This window comes from Streptomyces millisiae (assembly GCF_031845425.1).
Taxonomy (GTDB): Bacteria; Actinomycetota; Actinomycetes; order Streptomycetales; family Streptomycetaceae; genus Streptomyces; species Streptomyces millisiae.
Map to the genome: position 1 here is coordinate 1 of NZ_JAVREM010000247.1, position 473 is coordinate 473.

Below are 473 nucleotides of genomic sequence, written 5' to 3' on the forward strand. Positions count from 1 at the left end.
GTGTAGGCACGCACCGCGTCGACGAACGCGTCGACGTCCTGGCCGCAGGGGACGGCCGACGCGATGTCCTCCTTGCGGACGAGTCCGGTCGCCTGGGCGAAGCTCTCCGGCCCGGGGAGTTCGGAGTTGACCTTCCAGCCGCCGACCGACCAGCGGAACTGTTCGTGGGCGCGGGCGATCGCGGCGTCGCGGTCGGGGTCGTAGCAGACGGGCAGCTGGCCCACCCGGGGCTTGCCCGTACCGCCGTGCCGGTCGAAGTCGGCCAGCAGCCCGCTCTTGGCCTCGGTCGCGATCACCAGGTCGGCGCCGCGCCCGGCGAGCGCGCAGGAGGCCGGGCCGGAGACGGCGACGCCGATGGGCACCCTGGTCTCCGGGAGGTCCCAGAGCCGGGCGTTCTCCACGTCGAAGTGGGTGCCGGGGTGGTTGACGTTCCCGCCGTCGAAGAGGGCGCCGCTGATCTCCACGGCCTCCTC

Annotated in this window: 1 protein-coding gene; it reads right to left on the bottom strand. The window is 73.6% G+C overall.

Annotation, left to right across the window (positions count from 1 at the left end):
* A partial coding sequence (locus RNC47_RS36490) for an LLM class flavin-dependent oxidoreductase (RefSeq protein WP_311605165.1) occupies window positions 1-473 on the bottom strand: 473 nt, incomplete at both ends.